Origin of the sequence: Clostridioides difficile ATCC 9689 = DSM 1296, from assembly GCF_001077535.1 — a bacterium.
Lineage (GTDB): Bacteria > Bacillota > Clostridia > Peptostreptococcales > Peptostreptococcaceae > Clostridioides > Clostridioides difficile.
Genome location: NZ_CP011968.1, coordinates 3,651,959 through 3,668,377 on the forward strand (window position 1 = coordinate 3,651,959; position 16,419 = coordinate 3,668,377).

The 16,419-nt window shown below is 28.3% G+C and carries 15 protein-coding genes and 1 riboswitch; of the genes, 2 read left to right on the top strand and 13 right to left on the bottom strand.

Annotated features, from left to right (window positions below):
- Positions 1–10 precede the first annotated feature (10 nt).
- From pstB to CDIF1296T_RS16985, 12 genes are all read right to left on the bottom strand, one after another.
- On the bottom strand, positions 11–775 hold the full coding sequence (gene pstB, locus CDIF1296T_RS16930; protein WP_003432349.1) for a phosphate ABC transporter ATP-binding protein PstB: 765 nt from the start codon (positions 773–775) through the stop codon (positions 11–13).
- A gap of 18 nt (positions 776–793) precedes the next feature.
- The gene (gene pstA / locus CDIF1296T_RS16935) at positions 794–1,618 is read right to left on the bottom strand and encodes a phosphate ABC transporter permease PstA (RefSeq protein ID WP_003432350.1); all 825 of its coding nucleotides are present in this window, start codon (positions 1,616–1,618) and stop codon (positions 794–796) included.
- A gap of 1 nt (position 1,619) precedes the next feature.
- Entirely contained in the window at positions 1,620–2,537 is a 918-nt protein-coding gene (gene pstC / locus CDIF1296T_RS16940) for a phosphate ABC transporter permease subunit PstC (protein ID WP_004454007.1), read from the bottom strand.
- A gap of 380 nt (positions 2,538–2,917) precedes the next feature.
- Positions 2,918–3,364: a hypothetical protein gene (locus CDIF1296T_RS16945; protein ID WP_009898392.1), complete on the bottom strand. Its 447-nt coding sequence runs from the start codon at positions 3,362–3,364 to the stop codon at positions 2,918–2,920.
- A gap of 516 nt (positions 3,365–3,880) precedes the next feature.
- Positions 3,881–4,561: a response regulator transcription factor CmrT gene (cmrT, locus tag CDIF1296T_RS16950; protein WP_003432361.1), complete on the bottom strand. Its 681-nt coding sequence runs from the start codon at positions 4,559–4,561 to the stop codon at positions 3,881–3,883.
- A 49-nt stretch (positions 4,562–4,610) separates the two neighbouring features.
- The gene (gene cmrS, locus CDIF1296T_RS16955; RefSeq protein ID WP_009898430.1) at positions 4,611–6,626 is read right to left on the bottom strand and encodes a sensor histidine kinase CmrS; all 2,016 of its coding nucleotides are present in this window, start codon (positions 6,624–6,626) and stop codon (positions 4,611–4,613) included.
- A gap of 71 nt (positions 6,627–6,697) precedes the next feature.
- On the bottom strand, positions 6,698–7,375 hold the full coding sequence (cmrR, locus tag CDIF1296T_RS16960) for a response regulator transcription factor CmrR (protein ID WP_003417201.1): 678 nt from the start codon (positions 7,373–7,375) through the stop codon (positions 6,698–6,700).
- 579 nt (positions 7,376–7,954) lie between these two features.
- A riboswitch (cyclic di-GMP riboswitch) is annotated at positions 7,955–8,038 on the bottom strand.
- A 232-nt stretch (positions 8,039–8,270) separates the two neighbouring features.
- Positions 8,271–9,104: a phosphate ABC transporter substrate-binding protein gene (locus tag CDIF1296T_RS16965; RefSeq protein ID WP_009898432.1), complete on the bottom strand. Its 834-nt coding sequence runs from the start codon at positions 9,102–9,104 to the stop codon at positions 8,271–8,273.
- 251 nt (positions 9,105–9,355) lie between these two features.
- Positions 9,356–11,140, bottom strand: a complete 1,785-nt coding sequence (gene pepF, locus CDIF1296T_RS16970; RefSeq protein ID WP_009898436.1) for an oligoendopeptidase F — start codon at positions 11,138–11,140, stop codon at positions 9,356–9,358.
- A 65-nt stretch (positions 11,141–11,205) separates the two neighbouring features.
- Positions 11,206–11,871: an MgtC/SapB family protein gene (locus tag CDIF1296T_RS16975; RefSeq protein WP_004453991.1), complete on the bottom strand. Its 666-nt coding sequence runs from the start codon at positions 11,869–11,871 to the stop codon at positions 11,206–11,208.
- A 150-nt stretch (positions 11,872–12,021) separates the two neighbouring features.
- On the bottom strand, positions 12,022–12,183 hold the full coding sequence (locus tag CDIF1296T_RS16980; RefSeq protein ID WP_009891746.1) for an aspartyl-phosphate phosphatase Spo0E family protein: 162 nt from the start codon (positions 12,181–12,183) through the stop codon (positions 12,022–12,024).
- A gap of 77 nt (positions 12,184–12,260) precedes the next feature.
- The gene (locus tag CDIF1296T_RS16985) at positions 12,261–12,770 is read right to left on the bottom strand and encodes a Gx transporter family protein (protein ID WP_003432371.1); all 510 of its coding nucleotides are present in this window, start codon (positions 12,768–12,770) and stop codon (positions 12,261–12,263) included.
- 205 nt (positions 12,771–12,975) lie between these two features.
- Here CDIF1296T_RS16985 and CDIF1296T_RS16990 point away from each other — a divergent pair, with 205 nt between their 5' ends.
- Together CDIF1296T_RS16990 and feoB are read left to right on the top strand one after the other, a co-directional pair.
- Positions 12,976–13,194, top strand: coding sequence for a FeoA family protein (locus tag CDIF1296T_RS16990; protein ID WP_003417194.1), 219 nt, complete (start codon positions 12,976–12,978; stop codon positions 13,192–13,194).
- A gap of 17 nt (positions 13,195–13,211) precedes the next feature.
- On the top strand, positions 13,212–15,158 hold the full coding sequence (gene feoB / locus CDIF1296T_RS16995) for a ferrous iron transport protein B (RefSeq protein WP_004453989.1): 1,947 nt from the start codon (positions 13,212–13,214) through the stop codon (positions 15,156–15,158).
- A 178-nt stretch (positions 15,159–15,336) separates the two neighbouring features.
- On the opposite strand, the gene CDIF1296T_RS17000 is transcribed toward feoB, so the two are convergent.
- Positions 15,337–16,392: an SIS domain-containing protein gene (locus CDIF1296T_RS17000; RefSeq protein ID WP_003432374.1), complete on the bottom strand. Its 1,056-nt coding sequence runs from the start codon at positions 16,390–16,392 to the stop codon at positions 15,337–15,339.
- Positions 16,393–16,419: the final 27 nt, after the last annotated feature.

Genomic DNA, 16,419 nt, shown 5'->3' on the forward strand with positions numbered 1-16,419 from the left:
GTTATATATTTTAACCAAATCTACCTGTTATATAGTCTTCTGTTCTTTTATCTACAGGAGTGGTAAACATAGTTTTTGTATCGCTAAATTCTATAACCTCTCCATTTAAGAAAAAAGCTGTTTCATCTGATATACGAGCAGCTTGTTGCATATTATGTGTAACTATGACTATTGTGTAGTCTTTTTTTAAATCCTCTATAAGTTCCTCTACTTTTAATGTTGAAATTGGGTCTAAAGCAGATGTAGGTTCATCCATAAGAATAACTTCTGGTCTCATAGCAATTGCTCTTGCTATACATATACGCTGTTGTTGACCACCAGAAAGTCCTAGTGCAGATGATTTAAGCCTGTCTTTAACCTCATCCCAAATAGCTGCACCTTTTAAGCTTTCTTCTACAATTTTATCTAATTGCTTCTTATCTCTTAGTCCATGTGTACGAGGACCATATGCCACATTATCATATATACTCATAGGAAATGGATTTGGCTTTTGAAATACCATTCCTACTTTAGTACGAAGATTTATAACATCATCTGAGGTATATATGTCCTCTCCATCAACAGAAATGTTTCCTTTAATTGTTACATCTTCGATTAAGTCATTCATTCTATTTAACGTTCTTATAAAAGTTGATTTTCCGCATCCAGATGGACCTATTAAAGCAGTAACCTTATTCTCTTTTATATCCATATTTATTTTCTTTAATGCTTGCTTATCACCATAAAATAAATCCAAATCTTTTACACTCATTTTTATCTTATCGATTAATTCCATTATTCACACCTCTTAAATTTAATAATTAGCTTTATTTAATTTCTTAGCAACAAATCTTGCTAGCATGTTTAGTGCTAATACAATTACTATTAAAACAATTCCTATACTGGCTGCTGTTGCTATATCTCCACTCTCTTTAGTCAGTAAGTATGAGTGTACAGTTAATGTTCTTGCACTATCAAATATTCCACCTGGCATCTTGGCTACAGTACCTGCTGTAAGTAATATTGCAGCTGATTCTCCAATTATACGACCAACTGATAAGATTACTCCAGATAAAATTCCTGGTATTGCACTTGGAAGTACTACCTTATATAAAGTTTGAAATTTTGTAGCTCCTAATGCCAATGATGATTCTCTATAAGCTTGAGGAACTGTTTTTAAAGCTTCTTCTGTTGTACGAATTATTACTGGTAATATTATTATTGCAACTGTAAGTGAACCTGCAACTATGGAATATCCCATTTTTAATGTAACTACAAAGAAAATTCCTCCAAATAATCCATATACTATAGATGGTATCCCTGATAAACTTTCAGTTGCAAATCTTATAGCTGTAACTGCTTTTCCTTTTTTAGCATATTCTTGTAAATATATAGCAGCCAATATTCCTATAGGAGTTGCTACAACTATAGAAACCACTACTGTATATAATGTTGTAATTATCATTGGAAGTATACCACCATCACCTGATGCTGAATAATTGCTAAATAAGAAATTAAAATTCATGTTGCCAATTCCCTTTATAAATATAAATCCCACTATAACTACTAATGATACTATTGTAAATAGTGCTGATAGATATACTAATGACTTCAATAGATTCTCTTTGAACTTTCTCATCTTAATTTACCGCCTTATTTGAAAGTTTATTTAAAACTAAGTTTAAAATTAATATAAATGTAAACAATACTACTCCAGTTGCAAATAGCATTTCTTGATGTGTACCAAATGCGTATCCCATTTCAAGTGCTATATTAGTTGTAAGTGGTCTTACACTATCTGTTATTGCAGTTGGCATAACTGGTGAGTTGCCTGCAACAAGTATTACTGCCATTGTTTCACCTAAAGCTCTTCCTACTCCTAACACTACTGCGGCTAATACTCCAGATTTTGCAGCAGGTAATACAACTTTGAATATTGTTTCTATTTTTGATGCACCAAGTGCTAATGAACCTTCTTTGTATGCTTTTGGTACTGCTCTTATTGCTGTTTCTGATACAGATATTATTGTTGGTAACATCATTACTGCTAATACTATTACTATTGCTAACAAACTTTGACCTTTTGGAAGATTAAATATACTTTGTATAGTTGGAACTATCACTGCAAGACCAAATACACCATATAATACTGAAGGTATACCTGCTAAAAGTTCAACTGCTGGTGACATTATTTTTGCTAATCTTTTAGGTGCTACTTCTGCTATAAATACAGAGGTTAATATACCAACAGGTACTCCTATCACAAGTGCTCCAAGTGTTGCAAATATTGATGCTACTATCATAGATGATATTCCAAATTTATTGGCAGAAGGAACCCAATCTGCACCAGTTAAAAAGTCTATAAATGAATATCCTTCAAATATAAATGGTCTTAATCCTTTATAAAATACGAATCCTATTATCAAAAGTAAACTTGCAACTGCTACTAAAGCACTAAGTAGAAAAATATTTTTTGCTACTTTTTCAATTACGTATTTTGTCTTATTGCCATTATTGTCATTTTTTTCTAAACCTACTAATCTAGATTTTACTATCATAATACCCTCCCATTAAAATATACTTATCGATTTTCGTTCTGTATTCAAAATTTAATTTTTTATAATTCGTCTTCATCAAATTTCCTATACTTTTATTCTACTTTTTTTAAGTTAAATCTATATTAGGATTAAGTTAAGCAAGTGTAAAATTATATTTACTTTTTAACATTAATTTTACTTTTAAAACTATATTTGACATTTACTTTACAATATACTGTTGTTTCTCTATATTAAAATAGCAGATATAGATAATAATACAGTTTATGTATAATTTATTACCTATATCTGCTATTAAGATTTGTTAACTAAATTTAACTTTTATACTACATATATAATTATTGTATCCTCTAGTTTATATCACTATTATTTCCATCAAATTGTTACGATACTTGATGTTTGCAATAGGTACGAATAGCCAAAAATATAAAAATAGGTATTTCTATCACTGAGAAAAACAGTATAATGTGTGGTGTCCAAAAACTCATACCTCCTAAGTGTAAGAAATTAAATGATGTCATTTGATATAATAAACTAATCTTAAAACCAATTCCCCCTGGTGGTAATAGGTATCCAATCCAACTAACACCTATTCCCATAGGAATTAAGCAAATAGAAAAAGCAATCAGCATAGAAGTAAGAGAATCCTTACATTTTGCAGATAAAAATAATGTTAAACTAACCATTGCAAGTATTGAAATTAGACCACCAATAGCTATAAGAATCTGTGCTTGTAGTAAATTTATATTTACTAGACTAATTACAGAAAACAACATTTGAAATGAGGTTTTCAAACATTCAGTACCAAAAGCTAAATCAGAAATTGCCAAATGGATAGAAATACATATAACAAACATTATTATAAATATAGAAAATAGAGCTAATATTTTAGTAAACGCTAGACGAATATGTCCATGTTTCGTACAACGAAGGATGCTATCTGATTGTGTCTGATACTCACCAGAAAAAGTAGGTGCAGCAATTGCAACACATATAATTAATAATATAAAAATATAAAATATTATATAATCGAAAGCATCTTCTGGATTTATTAAGAAATTCTTAATCTTATTATTTAACTATTTTATTATTTAATATATATTAAAGGTAAAAAATAATATATAGATTTAGATATACAATTTATTTATCTTTTCAAATATAATCTATAAAATAATAGTTCTGTTACGCATTTTTTTATATAATAAAACTGACTGTAATTTAATTGGCAAAGTCTAGAAGAATAGGCTTTATCAATTAAATTACAGTCAGCTATTTTATAATAATTTAGTTTAGATATCGTTAGTATTTCACATTTATAACAATTATTAATGATATTAATATATTTATTATTCTTTATTAAAATAATATCCTGCTCCTCTTATTGTTATAATTTTCTGAGGATTTTTATAATCTTTCTCTATTTTCTTTCTTAATCCATTCACTGCAACTACCACACTATAGTTATCCTCTAAGTATTCATTCATCCATACATGTTCATATATCTCTTTAGTAGTCAAAGTCTTTTCAGGATTCTCTATAAAAAAGTTTAACAACTTATTTTCTGTTGGAGTCAATTTTATTATTTTATCTTCTAACTTTATTACTCCACTAGTTCTATTATATTCCTCTAATTTTGTATTATTTTCATTATTATTTACATATGAGTTCATTCTTCTTAAAATAGCTTTTACTTTTGCGTATAATATTTCTAAATTTAGAGGCTTTATTAAGTAATCGTCTCCACCAGAATTTAAAGCATTTAAAATGCTTTGGTCTTCATTTATATAAGTCATATAAACAATTGGACAAGTAGTTACATTTCTAATTTTTTTACAAAGAGTCCATCCATCACCATCACTTAGAATTATTTCTAAAAATATTAAATCATATTTATTGCTAAATATTTTTCCAATAGCTTCTTCACAATTATATGCTAAATCTATACTTATTCCTTTTTCCTCCAGAAATCCTTTTAGCTTCTGGCAATTATCCTTGTCTCCATCTATTATCAATATCTTAGTTTGCATTATAATCACTCCCAAATATCATTATTCTTTTATATTAAATAAGCTATTATTATAAAAAACATAGACTTAATTTTATTGTAAAAACAGTTCCTTTTCCTAGTTCTGAATCTACAAAGATTTCTCCACCATGCTCTCTTATAATGGATTTGACAATATATAGCCCTAACCCTTGCCCTTTTGGCTCATTATTGTCTCTTTCTGTAAAGAATCTGTCAAATACCTTTGGTATATTTTCTGGAGGTATACCTTTTCCATTATCAGAAATTTTAATAATTGCAAATCCATCTTCTTTATCCATTGATAAAATTATCTTTCCATCAAATGGAGTAAAGGTCAAAGCATTATAAATTAAATTCTCAAATGCTCTTGTAAGCATCTCTTTATTTATCTTTGCATATATTTTTTTCTCCAATACGTAAGCTTCAAAGTTTACACCACATGCTTGTGTATCTGGCAAATTATTTTCATATATCTCTTTAATAAAATTATTCAGACATATTTTTTCACTAATACCAATGCTTTTATCTTGTGATGTAAATTCTTGCAAACTACGTACTCTATTTTGTACTTCATTTGACTTTTGATTTATAGCATAAAGATAGGTTCTTGTCTCTTCATCTACATGAATATTACCAACCTTTATCAAATCTATAAATGCTTGTATAGCCGAAACAGGTGCCTTTAAATCATGTGCTACATCTGCCAAGAATCTTTTACGTTCATTTAACAATGTTGTAAGTTCATTAGTTCTCACTTCAACTTCATGTTCAAGATTCCTTGTAAGTTTTTCATTCTCTTTTATTATTATTCTATTCCTGTTTATCATCATAACAGAAAATAAAATAACAATTACAAACCCACAATATTCTGTTTGCCACCCTGTAAATATAGGCTCAAATCTATTACTCGTAACTGCATCAAATAATATGCTAATTCCAAAAACAGTGTTTACTGAAACTAAAATATAAGAACTTATATGCTCAGAGCATGTCTTTTTATATATTGAAACCAGCGAAGACATTAATATATATATAAATACAATATATTTATATATGTCTATTAACTTCCCATATATGTTGACAAAGTACATATCATATGGAAAAAGAATAATTGGTATCACTATAGATATGATACTCATTGTAATTCCTAATGGTAAAATTAAAAATCTGTACACTTTATTTTCTTCTATTTTGGATATACTTCCATTTATACAAATAATACATAAAACTACCATAAAATATGACAAATCTTCAACCGCATATGTAAAGCTTACCAAAGGCAGTCCTAACAAATGTACAAAGGGATAGGATACATGGATGGCAAAGAAAACACACATACATCCAAAATATAAGTAAATTTTACTTTTGTTTGAAAGAAACCATACAGACAATGAAAATATAGCTATTGCAAAAGTTGTGAAGCAAATTATACTATAAAAAAGTAATCGATAAAACATCATATTACTTATGTCCTTTGTTTCTCCTAATGCAGGCGGATAATACAAACCACTATAATAATGTGAAAAATTCGATACATTGATTATAATTTCTGTATTTTTCTTTGCAATAAAACTTACTACTGAATTTTTAATTTTGGGTCTATATTTTTCTGTTCCTACATCTCCTAATTTAGAAACCATTTCTCCATTTATCCATACTTCACTTGCGGAAAAAATCTCAGGAAGCTCTAAACTTAGTAGCTTATCCTTGCCTTCATTTTTTATTCTCATACGATAAGTAGCATTCCCATATGGTGACTGAGTCCCCTTTCTCATGGAAAAATCTGGATATTGACCTATAAAAACATATTCTGGTTTTATATCTTGCTCTGTAAAATCATTCGGTTTAAATATTTTATGATTATAAAACTCCCAGTCATCTATCAAAAAGACAAGTTTACCTTTAGTGAAAGTATCATTATCTATAGTTAAAATTCCATTACTTGCTCTAATAGACTTATATGTATATTTATTATCATATTTATACAGAAGATTTAATCCTGTTATTGCCAACAGAGAGACTATCAATACAATGAGAGTTCCTTTTAGTATATTATACTTTTTCATTGTATCAACCACATCTCTTTCATAGTAGTATTAAATAAAACAAGAACTATTTATTAATTACAGTATCTCACTTATGGTACAAACTTATATCCTTTTCCCCATACGGTTTGAATGTATTGATGCTCCCTGCTTAAAGAATTAATTTTTTTTCTCATCTGTGCAATATGAACCTGCACTGTATGTTGATCTCCAATATCAGGCATTTTCCAAACTTGGTTATATATCTCTATCTTCGAAAATACTTGTTCTTTGTTTTCAGCTAGAAACAATAATATTTCAAATTCCATAGTAGTTAAATCTATACTTTCTCCATCAAAAGTTACTTTTCTTGAATTTACATTTATTACTAACGCTGAAAACTTTAACACATTAGGAACTGATGTAATATTTTTGTACTGCCTCATACGAGCATATATTCTAAGTTCAAGTTCTTTTAAACTATAGGGTTTTGTTATATAATCATCCCCCCCAGCTAAAAATCCCCGAACTTTTTCTTCTTCATGCTCATAATTAGATAAAAATATTATAGGTATGTTAACCTTTTCTTTTATATCATTGCACATTTTATATCCATCTATATCTGGCAATGAAATATCCAAAATTATACAGTCTAAAACTATACTCTCTACTATATCCATAGCATCTTTAGCAGTCTCTGATGTATATACATTAAAACCTATATTAGAAAAATAAATTTGATTTATGTTTAAAATATCAACATCATCATCTACAACCAGTAAATTATACATTACACCACTCCATTCAAAGGTATTTTAATTATAATTCCAAGTTTTATAGTTATTACAAATTATAATGTTTTATTTTCATATATAACTGGTATTATTATTTTATAATATCTTTACAAACTAGACTATAATACTTAAGTATTTTTGAATAATTCTTGAATATTGTATTAAACATTAAGATTCATTATTAAATACTAATTAAAGTCTCCGATTGTTGGAGAATGGAGCTTAAAGTCATTTTCACGTATAAATTTATTATTTTTCTAGAAACTTGTCTATTGGCTAGTTTGAGTATTGATTTATATGATTTATATGGTTATAATATAAAATAAATTGTATTATTTTGGTAAATATATTGTTACAAAAGGTTTATATTCTGCATCTCAATGTTTATAAAAACTTTATTTTCTTATTATAATACTATTATTCTTTTAAAAAAATTTCCCTTTTCCAACAAATGGCTACTTTAAAAGCCAAAATTTTACCTATCAATAAAAATCTTAACGACTAATACTCCTATTTTCAAATTTTGCAACATATTTGTTAATTTTAAAACAAAAAAAGACTATGCAATATAAAAATTATATTCATAGCCGGTTGCACCACTAACTCCATATATCTCTAGATGCCCAATAATAAGATATACTTCTCAGTTTCTAAAATATTTTTATTAAAAATCTTTTATATATTTTCATAAATTTCTTTTTTATTCTAACATTGTAATATTATTTTGTCAATATTTCCATATTCTTAGAGATAAGATACTAAAATACCTATTTTATCTAAAGATATTTATATTTCTACATTCAATAATAGACAATACCCTGCAAGTTAAAGCATCATTTTTATGAGCTTATCTCACAGGGTATTATATGTTTACTTTATATTATAACTCTTGTTATTGATTAACTTTAATAAATCCTTTTTCTGAAACAAGTGCTTGTCCTTCATCACTTAATATATAATCTATTAAAGCTTTACCTTTTTCTGACAAACCATCTTCTTTATTAACTAATATAAATGGTCTTGATATTGGATATTTATTAGCTATTACATTTGCATCAGTTGCTTCAACATCATTTATTTTTAAACTATTTACTTTCTCATCAACATATCCAAATGATATATATCCTATAGCATTTTCATTTCCTTCAACTGTAGTTTTTATATTTCCTGAACCATCACTTATTTGTGCATCTTTAGTTAGTTCTTCTGAATCAAACCCTACAATTTCTTGGAATCCATCTCTAGTTCCTGAACCTTCTTCTCTTGATACTATTACTATTGGTGCATCATTTCCTCCTACTTCTTTCCAGTTAGTAATCTTTCCTGTATATATACCTTTAACTTGGTCCATTGTCAGATTTTTTACTGAGTTTGCAGTATTAGTTATCAATGCTATACCATCTATTGCTATTTTAGTTTCCTTTAATCCAGCACTTTTTTCTTCATCTTTTAAATCTCTTGAACTCATTCCTATTTCAGATGTTCCTTCTATAGCATTTTTTATACCTCCAGAAGAACCAATCTGTTGTACTTCTACACTAACACCTTGATTTTTTTCTTGAAACTTTTCTCCGATAGTTTCCATAAGAGGACCTATTGAAGTTGAACCTGAAACAGAAACTTTGCTTGAATCTCCTGAATCTCCTGAGTTAGAGCCACATCCTACTGCTAAAGCTCCAACTAACATTGTACTAGCTAAAAGAACGCCTATTTTCTTTTTAAACATTTTACTTACCCCCGCTTATATTTTAATTTTTTGTTGTCATTTTTCTATATTTTAATAATACAGATTCTTTGTTAAATGAATATTAGAGCAGGGTTAAGTAAATGTAAATATTGTTAAATACATGTAAAAACTTAATTTTATATGATTTATTCTTAATTAGATTAACTTTTTAAAGTTACTTTAGGCAGATATAAACATAATACAACTCATATTATCAGAAGTCTTCATTGAAGCTATCAACCTATCACATCCTATAATTCTTTTTCTAGTTTATTAACTAATTCAGCAAATACATTTAAGGCTTCCTCTATAGATTCTTTTTTCGTCATATCTACACCAGCAGATTTTAATTGTTCTAGTGGGTATTCTGACCCTCCACTTTTTAAGAAGTTTATATATCTATCTACTGCAGTACTTCCTTCTGAAAGTATCTGTTGACTTAAAGCACTTGCAGCAGAAAACCCTGTGGCATACTTATATACATAGAAGTTTGAATAAAAATGAGGTATTCTCGCCCATTCTATTCCTATTTGTTTATCTACTATTGCAGATTTTCCATAATACTTTTCATTTAATTTGTAGTATATATTAGTAAATTCATCAGCAGTAAGTGGTTCTCCACTCTCTACCCTTTGATGTACAATTTTTTCAAATTCAGCAAACATAGTTTGTCTATGAACTGTAGTTCTAAATTGTTCTAAATAATAATTTAATAAGTATATAGTTTCATCCTTAGACTTAGAATTTTCTAATAAATAATTTATAAGAAGTAATTCATTTAATGTAGATGCAACTTCTGCAACGAATATCTTATAGTCCGAATATAAAAATGGTTGACTTGTTCTTGAATAATGACTGTGAACAGAGTGCCCTAATTCATGAATTAAAGTGAATAGAGAATTAAGGTCATTTTTATAGCTCATTAATATATAAGGATGTGAATCATAACTTCCCCAAGAATAAGCTCCTCCTTTTTTACCTTCATTATCATATACATCAATCCACCCTTCATCAAAAGCACTTTTTATGATCTTCAAGTATTCTTCTCCTAAAGGTTTAAGTGCCTCTAATATGATATCCTGTGCTTTATCATATGGTATATCCATGTCAAATTTATCTGTCAAAGGAACATACAAATCATACATGTGTATTTCATTCAATCCTAAAAATTTCTTTTTAAGCTCAACATATTTATTTAGATTAGGAATACTTTTATCTATAGCTGATATAAGATTATTGTAAACATCTAAACTTACATCATCTGAAAATAAAGACGCTTCTATTGCTGAATTATACTTTCTAGTTTTTGCGTAAAATATCTCTGATTTTATTCCACCATAAAGCGTTGAGGCAAATGTATTTTTATATTTCTCATATGTTGAAAATTCACCTTCAAAAGCGTCTTTTCTAACTCTACTATTCTTACTTTTTATAAATAAAGAGTAGTTTGAATGAGAAAGCTTAACCTTATTCCCCTCCTCATCTTCTATCTCAGGAAATTCCATATCTGCATATGCTAACATATCGTATACATTTTCTGGAATTGTCGATAATTCTGATGTAGCTGCAAGTATTTCTTCCTCTCGTTCACTCAAAGTATGTGGTTTATCTCTCAATATATCCTTTATATATTTTGCATAAAAGGATAGCTTCTCATCTTTTAAGTATTCACTTAACTTATTCTCTTCTATCGCCAGTATTTCTGGAACTATATAAGAAGTAGCCACACCTAAATCAGTAGATAACATTTCTGTCTTAGTGGCTCTTCCTTGATTATCATTAATTCTAGTATCTTCATGTTGTTTCATATGAGTATATACATATAAATTTTGAACAATCCTAGATGCATTTTCAGAGATATTTAATACTTTATATAAGTTCTCCTTACTCTCAGAAAGCTTCCCTTTATATTCTTTTACTTCTTGGATAAGATTTTTTACTTTACTTATGTCTTTTTCAATTTCCTCTTTACTGGAGTACATCTTATCTATCTTCCATTTGTACTTTTCTTCTATTGTACTTCTATCAGTTCCCATATCATACACCTCTATTTTAATTTGTTTTATATTTTATTCACTTTACAAAATATATTGTATATATTTTAGTCCAAATAATCTACATTTATTACTCCTTCTATCATATTTATTTCTTTCATAACGTCGTGTAAGTGTATTCTCTTAGCATAAGATACAAAAAAATTAACCTTCCAGTATTCTTCATTACGACATTCTATTTCCATATTTCTTACGATAAGTTGATTTTTTTCAAATTTATCATATAAAAAAGGTATAGAGTCCAAATTGCTTAATTTTAATATCAACACATTCTTTTCTTGGCTAAATAAAAACGTATTGATTATCCTAAGCACAAATAATGCTATCATTACAAATAATCCACCTAGAATTGCCAATTCATAATAACCATATCCAACTGCTATACCAATACATGCAGTTGCCCACATCCCAGCAGCTGTAGTAAGCCCTTTTACTCCACCTTTATTTTTTAAAATTGCTCCTGCACCTAAAAAACCAATTCCAGATAATACTTGAGCAGGCATTCTTGCTGGGTCAGCATTTGTATACAAATTATAATCAAAGAATAATTGAATCGAAGTTATTGAAACAATACAAGAACCTATTGCAATTAGTATATGTGTCCTAAATCCTGCAAACTGTCTTATTTTTTCTCTCTCTAAGCCTATTATTCCTCCTATTATTAGTGCTAATAGTAACCTTATTGCTATCTCCTTACTTCCTATATCAATCATAATATAAAACCCTCCTGACTTAATTACAACTTATGTCCTACAGATAATTTACACATCAGAAATACTATTTTATATCTTAATATTATTATTAATATATGTAAAATATAGCCATCTGTTAATTTTTGATACAAAAAAACCCACAACTGTGGGCTATTTGCTTAGGTACATGTATTTATTTATTAATATATCTATTTTCTTACTTGATTCTACTAACTCTTCTTGAAATATTTCTGGATATTCTATGTATGTATTTATCTCTTCCCTAACTGCTTCAATCTCATTTTTTAACGCTTCTAATTCATTGTTCGCCATAATAATCACCACTATTACAAATTTGTATATTTTTATATACATTTTATCAAACAATATTATATTTTGTCAATATTATGTCAATAAAACTTACTATAAAAATGCTTTAATTTAGGTATTGTATACCTGGATACTAAGCCTACAAACATACCAGTTACTAATGATGCCATTAACATAAATGGTAAGTACCCTATAGCAAGTATATTTTCTATGATTAAACTTGCAACTATTAATTGACCTATATTATGCCCTATTGCACCTATAATGCTTATCCCTATTAGTGATAAATCTTTTATTTTACTCGCTAAATACATAAATAAAAGACTCAGATAAGCTCCTCCTATACTAAATAGTAGATATGATAAAGGGCCTGCAAATATTGATGACAAAATTACCCTGATAGTAACAATTATAACAGTATCTTTGACACCTAACAACATTAATGAAATTAAAGTTATAATATTGCTCAAACCCAATTTTGCCCCTGGAAATATAACTATAAGAGGATTTGGTATATATGTCTCTAATACATATAAAGCTAAACTATACCCTATCATAAGACCTAAAAATGTCATTTTTCTAGTTTTCATTAAGTTAACTCCTCCAAATTTTATCTATCATCTTACATTATAATACAAAATATATAAAAACACCTAATTTAGACTAAAATATTTTTAATCTATTTAGAATAAATATTAGTTATTTCAATGTGCAATTACCTCTATAAATCTTGACTTTTTGTATCATACTTGTTACAATTTTAATGATAATGAATTTCATTAGGAGGTGTTAATAATGACTGTTTACGATTTAAAAATAGGAGAAAAAGGATTTATTAATAGTATAGATGGAGATATTAAATTATCTAAAAGATTGCTTGCACTTGGATGTATAAATAGTACTGAAATAGAAGTTAAAAAGGTTGCCCCACTTGGAGACCCAATTATAATTAGATTTAGAGGCTTTGACCTTGCGATTAGAAAATCTGATGCTAAAAATATTTCTTTACAATAATAGAGGAGGAGCTACCCGTGATTAATGTAGCATTATTAGGAAACCCAAATGTCGGTAAAACTACTGTTTTTAATCTACTTACAGGTTCAAATCAATATGTAGGTAACTGGCCTGGTGTTACTATAGAAAAAAAAGAAGGATTTCTTGGAAAAGAGATAAAGGTTGTCGATTTACCTGGTATATATGCAATGGATACTTTCTCAAATGAAGAAAAGGTTTCTAAATCATATTTAGAAAATGAAGATGTTGATGTAATAGTAAATGTAGTTGATGCTTCTAATTTATCAAGAAACCTTTACTTAACAACTCAACTTATGCAATTTAACAAGCCTATAGTTATATTGCTTAATATGTTAGACATTGCAGAATCTAAAGGAGTTAATATAGATGCCAAAAAATTAAGTGAAGAACTTGGAGTAATTGTTGTTCCAATTATAGCAAAAAAGAAAAATGGTGTTGATAGGATAGAAGAAGAGATTAAGGGAGCTACGCAAAAAGCTTTTATATATCAGAAAAACTTTGGAAGTGAAACAGAAACATATAAAAAATTAGAATCCATTTTATCAAGATGTACAAAAACTACATATACACAAAAGAAATCTATCAGTGATAAGATAGACAATATAGTCTTGAATCCTATATTAGCATATCCGATATTTATTGGTGTATTGTTCCTCTTATTTAAATTTACCTTTGACTGGGTCGGAGGTCCACTACAAGAGGGATTTGCTAGTCTTATAGAGGCTTATATTTCTGCACCTGTTAGTGATATGTTATCTAACTCTAGCCCATGGTTTAAATCACTTATAGTTGATGGAATAATTGGAGGTGTTGGTGGTACTTTACCATTCTTCCCTTTAATATTTACATTATTCTTTGGTATATCGTTGTTTGAAGATAGTGGATATATGTCAAGAACAGCATTTTTAATGGATAAAGTTATGAGAAAGGTTGGTCTATCTGGTAAAGCTTTTATACCTATAGTTATGGGTATGGGATGTTCTTCTCCAGCTATAATGGCAACTAGAACATTGGAAAGCGAAAAAGATAGAAGAGTTACAGCTCTTATTGCACCACTTATGACTTGTGGAGCAAAGCTACCTATATATGCACTATTTGTAGCTATATTCTTTCCACATAATGCTGCTTTAGTAACTACATCACTGTATTTGGTGGGTATAGTTATGGCAATTGTAGTTGCATTATTCTTAAATAAAACAGCCTTTAAAACAGAGGCTGAACCATTTATATTAGAATTACCAGAATATAGAATCCCTACTATAGATGCACTTATTAAAAATACTTGGAATAAATCAAAAGGTTTCTTGATAAGAGTTGTTACTGTCATGTTTGCAATGTCAGTCGTAATTTGGGGACTTTCTTCATTCAATGTTTTTGGATATACAGAAGATATAAATGTAAGCTTCTTGGCTACTCTAGGTCATATTATATCTCCTATATTCAAACCTCTTGGTTTTGATGATTGGAGAACTTCAGTTGCTATTTTAAGTGGTCTTGGAGCAAAAGAAATCGTAGTAAACTCTTTAAATATACTATATGGTAATCTAACTGTTGTCTTACCAACAATATTTAATGGAGTTACTGCATATACATTCTTGATATTTACTGCTTTATATACTCCATGTATAGCTGCACTTGCAACTATGAAAAAAGAATATGGCAATAAAATGATGTTTACATCATTTGCATATCAATTTATACTAGCATGGATAATGGCTTTTATAGTTAAAAGTATAGGTGGAGTACTATTTATGGGTAATTCAATAATAGAAGCTTTGATAGGTGGAATAATTATAGTCCTTGCACTCTTTATTCTGTTTAATAAATTCAAGTCTACAAAAAACGGAAATGTCTGTAGTGGATGTTCTATTTGTTCTGGATGTCCAAGTGCTAATTCTTGCTCAAGTAAGGAAGACAGCAATAAAAAAAATAATGCACACTAATATATAAATATTTTAGTTTAAAATAAGATAAAAGTGGGTGTCTCAAAATTAACTTTTTAGTTCATGAGGCACTCTTTTTTATAGAAAATCAAATATATTTTCATCATTTCAACAGTAAAAAAGAGCTTATCTAGTAAAAAAGAGGCTTATCTCTATTTTGAGACAACCTCTTTTTTTGTTACTTATTCAGTTTCTTGCTACCTAACTTCATGTGGAACCTAGTATCTTTTGGAACACTTGGGTCTACACCTCTTAATGTAGGTATTTCCCCACATATTAGTTGTATAGGTACTATAAAATTAAATGTTTGATAGTAAGGATTATCTGTGATATCAATCTTTAAATTTTTATCATTTTCTGTAACATCTCTACCTATAGCAAATACATTTTCCGTCCAACCAGAAAGTACATCAATCATCTTAGTTACTCTAGGTTCTTTTCCTGTATCTAGTATAAATATAGTAGAATCACTATTTATAGCATTATATATACCATGTATAAACTCTTCAAACTCATACCCAGTTACAGGTATTCTCATTGTTTCCAATAATTTTAATGCTGCTTCTAATGTATCTCCATATATATCAGAGTGACCTATTATTCTTATTTCTTTAGAATTAACTAACTTTTCTTTGTTTCTTTCAATCCATTGTTTAGAGAGCTTATACACTGCTTCAAATCTATTAATTGCGTCTAATATCTTATTTATTTCCTCATTGTACTTTTCACTAGATATTATACCTTTTTCTCTAGCTATTTGAAGACCTAATAACATTAAGTTTAACTTTGTACAATAATATCCTTTTGTTTTAGCTCCAGATTTTTCTTCACCACAATTTACTGTTAATATATAATCAGAAATCTCATCTATTAAAGCATTCTTACAACCTGCCATAGATGCTATTTTACAGCCCTTATCTTCAGCTAACTTCATAGCGTTGTATGTAGAATAACTACTCCCACCTTGAGATACACCTACTACTAGGGTATTTTCATTATCAAACTTGAATGTATCTTCAGTTATCATAAATGGATACATTTTCACAACATCTATATCTAATAAATTTTGTAAATATGGTTGCACTTGCACTCCTGAGTGATAGCTAGTACCTGAACCTGTTATTATAATCTTTTTTAGATTTGTTCTCTTAACTTCATTAAATAAGCTATCTGCATTAGATATAATTTCTCTCATTCTAACTGGTGTTTCTAACATATAATCTTGTATTGTCATTTTATACACCTTCCTTATCTATATATT